The organism is Kitasatospora sp. NPDC057518 (assembly GCF_042802075.1).
Taxonomy (GTDB): domain Bacteria; phylum Actinomycetota; class Actinomycetes; order Streptomycetales; family Streptomycetaceae; genus Kitasatospora.
The window spans coordinates 1-7,486 of sequence record NZ_JBHVEU010000441.1 but is presented as its reverse complement, the minus strand read 5'-3'; the positions used below and the strand labels follow the sequence as shown (position 1 = coordinate 7,486).

Sequence of the window (7,486 nt, the reverse complement as noted above, 5' to 3'; positions counted from 1 at the left end):
GCCCCGGACCCCCGGGGCGGGCGGCCTCTTCGGTGTCCGCGTCCCAGGCGTCCGGGCGCCTCAGACGCCCGCGGCCGACACCGGTTCGGGCCTCGGCGCCGGTTCGCGCGGGCCCGGGGCGGGGGCCGGGAAGCGGCGGTCCAGCGCCCGGACCACCCGGCGGCCGAGGCGCTGGAACGGGATCTCGACCAGCCGGTACGACAGGTACGAGAGCACCACGAGCGCCCCCAGGTAGCCGAGGGTGAGCGCGGCCTGCCCCGTCGGCCCGACGATCGGCGGGTAGCCCTGGAGCCTCCAGCCGACGAAGTACATCAGCGGCCCGTGCAGCAGGTAGACCGAGAAGCTGATCGTGCCGAGCCCGCTCAGCCAGCGCGGGAAGCGGCGGCGGCGCAGCAGCATGGCCGCCGCGAACAGGGCCCAGGCGGCCAGGTAGGCGAGGGAGAAGGACTGCCACGAAGGGGTCCAGGTGTGCCAGAGCGCGGTGTCCCGGTTGTACAGGTAGCCGACCGTGACGCCGGCGACGACCACGAAGGCGCAGCAGAGCAGGGCCGGGAGCCGGTCGAGCAGGCCGTGCTCCAGCCGGTACAGCACGGTGCCGGCGAACATCGTCGCGAAGATCAGCATGGTCTCGAAGCCGGTGCTCCGGTTGTTCACCGTGATCAGGACCAGGCCCAGGCCGCCGAGCAGCAGCGCGCCCCAACGGGTCAGGTCCGGACGGGCGGTGGCGATGCACGCCATCGCCATCAGCACCACGATCCCGGCCACCGCCACCAGGTGCCTGGTGGCCGCCAGGTCCACCGAGATCCCGCCGATCGGCAGCCAGGTGCCGAGCACCAGGGCGACGGACGCGAAGCCGACCGCGATCGGCGCGCTGTTCCGGTGCCACCCCCGCACGAACAGCGCGCACACGAAGTAGTAGAAGACCATCTCGTAGGTGAGCGACCACATCACGCCGATGGCACTGGGCACCCCCACCAGGTCCTGGAGCAGCAGGCCGTTGGCGGCGAGCGACAGCACCGGGTGGTCGAAGGGGAAGCTCTGGACGATCTGGCCGCCGCGGGGCAGCACCAGCAGGCTCACCACGATCGTGACGGCCACCGCGGGGTAGATGCGGAAGAGCCGCCCGGTCCAGAACGCCCGGACGTCGCCGCGCCGTTCCAGCGACGCCGGGATGATGTACCCGCTGACCAGGAAGAACAGCATCACGCCGAAGAAGCCGAGGTCCAGCTGGCGCGGCACCCGGTCCGCGTGGGGGATCTTGCCGAGCAGTCCGAAGTGGTGCATGGCGACGGCGAGGGCGGCGACGCCGCGCAGCGCGTCGAGCCAGCCGAGCCTGGCGGAGGCGGGCGGTTCCGGCGGCGACTTCGACGGCTCCGGCGGTGACGCCGGGGCCGACCTGGGCTTCACGAGCTTCACAGGCGGAGGCTAGCCGAGCAGGTCCGGCCGGACGGCGCGCAAGCCGTCCGGCACCCTTCCGGCGGTGCGTTCGCATCCGGAGAACGGACGTTCACCGGCACATCCGTGCACATCGGGTACACATGGACGGTGACATCCCAGCTCTTCCCGACCGACGTCCAGCAGTCGCTGGACCTCGTCGGCATCTTCGTCTTCGCCCTCTCCGGGGGCCTGCTCGCCGTCCGCAAGAACATGGACATCTTCGGCATCTGTGTGCTGGCGGAGGTCACCGCCCTCGGCGGCGGCGTGATGCGCGACCTGGTGATCGGCGCGACGCCGGTCGCCGCGTTCACCAACCTCGGCTACTTCGTGACCCCGCTGGGCGCCGCCCTGGTGGTGTTCTTCCTGCACCCGGAGGTCGAGCGGATCAACCGGGCGGTGCAGACCCTGGACGCCCTCGGGCTCGGGCTGTTCTGCGTGACCGGCACCGCCAAGGCCCACGACTTCGGCCTCGGCGCCGTCGCCGCGATCGCGCTCGGCATGGTGACCGCGGCCGGCGGCGGCGTGATCCGCGACATACTCGCCGGGGAGATCCCCTCGCTGCTGCGCTGGGACCGGGAGATCTACGCCGTCCCGGCCCTGGTCGGCGCCACCGTCGTCGCCCTGCTGATCGCCACCGACCGGCTCACCGGCGTGACCGGCACCGCCGCCGCGCTCACCGCCTTCGGACTGCGGATGCTCGCCCTGAAGTACGGCTGGCGTGCCCCGCGGGCCTGGCACCGCAACGGTTCTCGCACCAGCGAGGAGTAGGCGAGCCGCCGTACGCGAGCGAGATCGCCTCGGCCGTGCAGAGCAGTTCCGGCACCATCCTGGCCAGTTCGGCCGGCGGAACCTCGCTCGCCGGGGCGCTCAGCGCGCAGGCCGCGACCGTCCGCCCGCCGCTGCCCGCGACCGGCGCGGCCACGCAGGTCACCGGCTCCCGGTGCTCGCGCGACTCGGCCGCCCAGCCCCGGCGGCGCACCGCCGCCAGCTCGGGCTCCGCGCGGGCGTCGTCCGCGGACAGCCCGGCGAGCAGCACCCGGCCGACCGCCGTCCCGTCGACCGGGGCCCGGCGCCCGATCCGGGACGGCTCCGCGCCCGGCGGCCCGGCCACCTCGTCCAGGTAGAGCACCTCGCCGTCGTGCAGCACGGCGAGCCGGACGGTGTAGCCGCAGCGGGCGTTGAGCGCGGCCAGGTACGGCGCGGCGACCTGCCGGACGTCGAAGTCCTCCAGCGCGCGGTGGGCCAGCGAGAGCACCCGGCCGCCGATCCGGTAGCGCAGGTCCGGCTGGCGGCGGGCGAAGCCGTGCTCCTCCAGGGTGCGCAGCAGCCGCAGGGCGGTGGACTTGTGCACCCCGAGGCTGCTCGCGGCCTGCTCCAGCGAGAGCGGTGCGTCGCCGAGCGCGTCGAGCAGGGTCAGCGCGCGGTCGACCGACTGCGACATGGCGTTCCCCGTGGATCCGGCTGACTGGTGGCGTCAGGCTAACCGCTGGGTGGCTCAGTGGTACAAACCAGTACCGGACGCGGCCGTCCGGCCGTGGTGCGTCCGGCCCGTGCGGGCGGTGGCTGGATCGGTGCCCCGGGCCGGAACCCCGCCCCGTGCGGCGCTCTACAATCGGATGGTTATGCCATACCTGGACCATGCGGCGACCACGCCGATGCTGCCCGAGGCGATCGCCGCGATGACGGCGCACCTGGGGGTGGTCGGCAACGCCTCGGCCCTGCACGCGGCCGGCCGCCGGGCCCGCCGGGTGGTCGAGGAGTCCCGGGAGTCGCTGGCCGAGTCGCTGGGCGCCCGCCCCAGCGAGATCGTGCTCACCGGCGGCGGCACCGAGTCCGACAACCTCGCGGTCAAGGGCCTGTACTGGGCCCGCCGGGACGCCGACCCGGCCCGCACCCGGGTGCTGTGCAGTCCGGTCGAGCACCACGCGGTGCTGGACGCGGTGCACTGGCTCTCCGAGCACGAGGGCGCCGCCGTCGAGTACCTGCCGGTCGACGAGCACGGCCGGGTGCACCCCGAGGCACTGCGGTCCGCGATCGAACGCGACCCGGCGTCGGTGGCGCTGGTCACCGTGATGTGGGCCAACAACGAGGTCGGCACCGTCCAGCCGGTCCGCGAACTGACCGCCGTGGCGGCCGAGTACGGCATCCCCGTGCACGCCGACGCGGTGCAGGCGCTCGGTCAGGTCCCGGTCTCCTTCGCCGAATCCGGCCTCACCGCGCTCACCGTCACCGGACACAAGATCGGCGGCCCGTTCGGCATCGGCGCGCTGCTGCTCTCCCGGGGCGCCGCGCCCGTACCGCTGCTGCACGGCGGCGGGCAGGAGCGCGACGTGCGCTCCGGCACCCTGGACGCCCCCGGCGCGGCCGGCTTCGCGGCCGCCGCCGCGATCGCCGTCGAACGGCGGGCCGAGCACACCGTCACGCTGGGCGCGCTGCGGGACGAACTGGTGGCCTCGGTGCTGGACGCCGTCCCCGACGCGATCCTCAACGGCGACCCGTCCGCGGCCGGGCGGCTGCCCGCCAACGCGCACTTCTCCTTCCCCGGCTGCGAGGGCGACGCCCTGCTGATGCTGCTGGACGCCCAGGGCATCGAGTGCTCGACCGGCTCCGCCTGCTCCGCCGGGGTGCCGCAACCCAGCCACGTGCTGCTCGCGATGGGCGTCGACCCGCTGCTGGCCCGCGCGTCGCTGCGGTTCTCGCTCGGCCACACCTCGGTGCGGGAGGACGTGACGGCGCTGGCGGCGGCCATCGGGCCGGCGGTGCAGCGGGCGCGCAACGCCGGGCTGGCCTCCGTCCGGCGCTGATCCCGGCCGTGCGGCGCTGATCCCGGCCGTGCGGCGCCGTTCCCGGCCGTCCGGCGCTGATCCCGTCTTCCGGGAACAGCCGGGCCACCCCGTACCCTTGTTGCCATCATGACTGACTTCCCGGGTGCCCCGACCACTCCGTCCACCGGCCGTCTGCGCGTGCTCGCGGCGATGTCCGGCGGAGTCGACTCCGCCGTCGCCGCCGCCCGCGCCGTCGAAGCCGGACACGAGGTGACCGGTGTCCACCTGGCGCTGTCCAGCAACCCGCAGTCCTTCCGGACCGGCGCGCGCGGCTGCTGCACCATCGAGGACTCCCGGGACGCCTGGCGGGCGGCCGACGTGATCGGCATCCCCTTCTACGTCTGGGACCTCGCCGAGCGCTTCCGCGAGGACGTCATCGACGACTTCGTCGCCGAGTACGCGGCCGGGCGCACGCCCAACCCGTGCCTGCGCTGCAACGAGAAGATCAAGTTCGCGGCGCTGCTGGACAAGGCCGTCGCCCTCGGCTTCGACGCCGTCTGCACCGGCCACTACGCCCGGATCGTCGACCTGCCCTCCGGCGCGCGCGAACTGCACCGGGCCGTCGACTCCGCCAAGGACCAGTCCTACGTCCTCGGCGTCCTCGACGCCGACCAGCTCGCCCACTCGCTCTTCCCGCTCGGTGACACCACCAAGGAGGAGATCCGGGCCGAGGCCGAGCGCCGCGGCCTGGCCGTCGCCAAGAAGCCCGACAGCCACGACATCTGCTTCATCGCCGACGGCGACACCCAGGGCTTCCTCGCCAAGCACCTCGGCACCGCGCCCGGCGACATCCTCGACGCCGACGGCACCAAGCTCGGCGAGCACGACGGCGCGTACGGCTTCACCATCGGCCAGCGCAAGGGCCTGCGGATCGGCCGCCCGGCCGCCGACGGCAAGCCGCGCTACGTCCTGGACATCTCCCCGGTGAACAACACCGTGACGGTCGGCCCGGTCGAGGGCCTCGACGTCACCGGGCTGACCGCCATCCGCCCCCGCTGGTGCGGCACCGAGCCCCTCGCCGACGGGCGCTACACCGCCCAGCTCCGCGCCCACGGCGAGGAGGTGCCGGTGAGCGCCTCGGTCGTCGACGGCGAACTGCGGGTGCGGCTGGACACCCCGGTGCGCGGCATCGCCCCCGGCCAGGCCGTGGTCCTCTACGACGGCACCCGCGTCGTCGGCTCCGCCACCATCGCCACCACCGAGCGCCCGGCCGTCACCGCCTGAGCGGCAGCGGCCGGGAGGGCCGGGCCTCCTGTCCACGCAGAGGCCCGGCTGGATCCCGGTGTCGGCAGGCCGACCGGCAGCGGGTGAGATGTCGGCCCGGTCGGCCATAGTGGACGGCATGACCTTCTACGAGCAGCACCGCGAGTTCATCGAGGAGCTGGAGCGGATCACCCCGGAAGGCGTCCGGATCGAATGGTCCGGAGACACGCTGATCATGCAGGCGTCGCCGTCCAACATCCATCAGCTCAACGTGGCCCAGGTGCGCAGGCAGTTCGAGCAGCACGCTCCTGACGGCTACCTTCCCAGCGAGCGGAGCGAGATCGTCAGCCCGGACGTCTCCAAGGGGCGTGAGCCGGACCTGACCTACCTCCCCCTCGACGTCCTCTCCCAGCCGGGTAACAAAGCCCCTGCCGCCGAAGCCCTGATCGCCGTGGAGATCGTCTCGCCGTCCAACCCGGGCAACGACTGGATGGACAAGCTGCACGACTACGCCGTGATGCGCATCCCGCTGTACCTGATCGTGGACCCGCGCCAGCAGACGGTGACGCTGTTCTCCGAGCCGAACCACGACCGCTACCACACCCGCAGCGACCGGAAGTTCGGCGACGCGATCACCATCCCGGAGCCCTTCGGCTTCAGCCTGAGCCTGTCGAAGCTCGTGCCGTACACCGAGTAATGGCGGTGAGCGGTGGGCAGGGGGCGTGATAGACCAGACGACACTATGAATATCTCTGTCTTCTGCTCCGCGTACTCGCTCGACGACCGCTACTCCGCCCCCGCCGCCGAGTTCGCCCGGCTCCTGGGGGAGGGCGGGCACACCCTGGTGTGGGGCGGCTCGAACGCCGGGCTGATGGGGCTGCTCGCCGACGAGGTGAAGGCGGCCGGCGGCCGACTGGTCGGCGTGATGGTCGAGATGCTGCGGCACAAGGCGTACGTCGGCGCCGACGAGCTGGTGTGGACCGCCGACCTCCCCGAGCGGAAGGCGGAGCTGGCGGCCCGGGCCGACGCGATCGTCGTCCTGGTGGGCGGGCTGGGCACCCTGGACGAGGTGACCGAGGTGCTGGAGCTCAAGAAGCACGGGATGTTCGACAAGCCGGTGGTCGTGCTGGACACCGAGGGCTTCTACTCCGGCCTGCGCACCCAGATGGAGCGGATGGACGCCGAGGGCTTCCTGCCGCGCCCGCTCGCCGAGCTGATCACCTTCGCGGACACCCCCGCCGAGGTCTTCGCCCAGCTCAAGGCCTGAGAGGATCGGGTCCATGGCTGCACATCTGATCACCGGCGCCGGCTCCGGCATCGGCGCCGTCCTCGCCGAGCGACTCGCCGAGCGCGGGGACGAGCTCTGGCTGCTGGCCCGCGACGCCCGCCGGGCCGCCGAGCTGCGCGAGCGCTTCCCCGGGGCCCGCACCCTCGTCGGGGACCTCGGCGACCCGGGCAAGCTCTCCTGGGCCTTCGGCCACCAGCAGCTGCCCGTCGAGCTCGACTCCCTCCTGCACGTCGCGGGCGTCGTCGAGCTCGGCCCGGTCGGCGACCTGACCCCCAAGGCCTGGCAGGAGACGCTCAACGTCAACCTCGTCGCCCCCGCCGAGCTGACCCGCCTCCTGCTGCCGTCGATCCGGCTGGTCAAGGGCCACGTGCTCTTCGTGAACTCCGGCGCCGGCCTGAACGCCCACGCCGAGTGGTCGGCGTACGCGGCCAGCAAGCACGGCCTCAAGGCGCTTGCCGACGCGCTGCGCCACGAGGAGCACGCCAACGGCGTCCGGGTCACCTCCGTCTACCCCGGCCGCACCGCCACCGCGATGCAGGTCAAGGTGCACCAGCAGGAGGGCAAGGAGTACGACGCCGACCGCTGGATCGAGCCGGAGTCCGTCGCCAAGGCGGTCCTCGCCGCCCTCGACGCCTCCCGCGACGCGGAGATCACCGACATCACCGTCCGCCCGGGGCGCTGACGCGCCGCGCGGGACACCGGCGACGGCCGACGCCCCGCGCGCCCACCGGAG

The 7,486-nt window shown here is 73.3% G+C and carries 8 protein-coding genes; 6 read left to right on the top strand and 2 right to left on the bottom strand.

The annotated features are described in order from the left end of the window. Window positions 1-60 precede the first annotated feature (60 nt). Window positions 61-1,416 carry an acyltransferase family protein gene (locus ACFU7Z_RS32500; protein ID WP_380781446.1) on the bottom strand — a complete coding sequence of 452 codons (1,356 nt, stop codon included), beginning with the start codon at window positions 1,414-1,416 and terminating at the stop codon, window positions 61-63. Window positions 1,417-1,545: 129 nt separating this feature from the next. Here ACFU7Z_RS32500 and ACFU7Z_RS32495 point away from each other — a divergent pair, with 129 nt between their 5' ends. After that, complete coding sequence (locus ACFU7Z_RS32495) at window positions 1,546-2,205, top strand: trimeric intracellular cation channel family protein (RefSeq protein ID WP_049660599.1); 660 nt, start codon at window positions 1,546-1,548, stop codon at window positions 2,203-2,205. Here ACFU7Z_RS32495 and ACFU7Z_RS32490 read toward each other — a convergent pair. After that, window positions 2,111-2,878 (bottom strand): IclR family transcriptional regulator, encoded by a 768-nt coding sequence (locus ACFU7Z_RS32490; protein WP_380781443.1) that lies wholly within the window; start codon window positions 2,876-2,878, stop codon window positions 2,111-2,113. The genes ACFU7Z_RS32495 and ACFU7Z_RS32490 overlap by 95 nt on opposite strands. 181 nt (window positions 2,879-3,059) lie before the next feature. On the opposite strand from ACFU7Z_RS32490, the gene ACFU7Z_RS32485 reads away from it, so the two are divergent. From ACFU7Z_RS32485 to ACFU7Z_RS32465, 5 genes are all read left to right on the top strand, one after another. Continuing rightward, window positions 3,060-4,241 (top strand): cysteine desulfurase family protein, encoded by a 1,182-nt coding sequence (locus ACFU7Z_RS32485; RefSeq protein WP_074001490.1) that lies wholly within the window; start codon window positions 3,060-3,062, stop codon window positions 4,239-4,241. A gap of 108 nt (window positions 4,242-4,349) precedes the next feature. Continuing rightward, a complete protein-coding gene (gene mnmA, locus ACFU7Z_RS32480; RefSeq protein ID WP_049658857.1) occupies window positions 4,350-5,486 on the top strand; it encodes a tRNA 2-thiouridine(34) synthase MnmA in 1,137 nt (378 codons plus the stop codon). A gap of 118 nt (window positions 5,487-5,604) precedes the next feature. After that, a complete protein-coding gene (locus tag ACFU7Z_RS32475; protein ID WP_049658858.1) occupies window positions 5,605-6,162 on the top strand; it encodes a Uma2 family endonuclease in 558 nt (185 codons plus the stop codon). A gap of 45 nt (window positions 6,163-6,207) precedes the next feature. Then, window positions 6,208-6,732, top strand: coding sequence for a TIGR00730 family Rossman fold protein (locus tag ACFU7Z_RS32470; RefSeq protein ID WP_074001491.1), 525 nt, complete (start codon window positions 6,208-6,210; stop codon window positions 6,730-6,732). A 13-nt stretch (window positions 6,733-6,745) separates the two neighbouring features. Beyond that, on the top strand, window positions 6,746-7,435 hold the full coding sequence (locus ACFU7Z_RS32465; protein WP_049658860.1) for an SDR family oxidoreductase: 690 nt from the start codon (window positions 6,746-6,748) through the stop codon (window positions 7,433-7,435). Window positions 7,436-7,486 lie beyond the last annotated feature (51 nt).

What these genes read in the sequence shown, in the direction of transcription:
- ACFU7Z_RS32490 (WP_380781443.1), bottom strand. Translation starts at nt 2,878, where the DNA reads ATGTCGCAGTCGGTCGACCGCGCGCTGACCCTGCTCGACGCGCTCGGC.
- ACFU7Z_RS32485 (WP_074001490.1), top strand. Translation starts at nt 3,060, where the DNA reads ATGCCATACCTGGACCATGCGGCGACCACGCCGATGCTGCCCGAGGCG.
- mnmA (WP_049658857.1), top strand. Translation starts at nt 4,350, where the DNA reads ATGACTGACTTCCCGGGTGCCCCGACCACTCCGTCCACCGGCCGTCTG.
- ACFU7Z_RS32475 (WP_049658858.1), top strand. Translation starts at nt 5,605, where the DNA reads ATGACCTTCTACGAGCAGCACCGCGAGTTCATCGAGGAGCTGGAGCGG.
- ACFU7Z_RS32470 (WP_074001491.1), top strand. Translation starts at nt 6,208, where the DNA reads ATGAATATCTCTGTCTTCTGCTCCGCGTACTCGCTCGACGACCGCTAC.
- ACFU7Z_RS32465 (WP_049658860.1), top strand. Translation starts at nt 6,746, where the DNA reads ATGGCTGCACATCTGATCACCGGCGCCGGCTCCGGCATCGGCGCCGTC.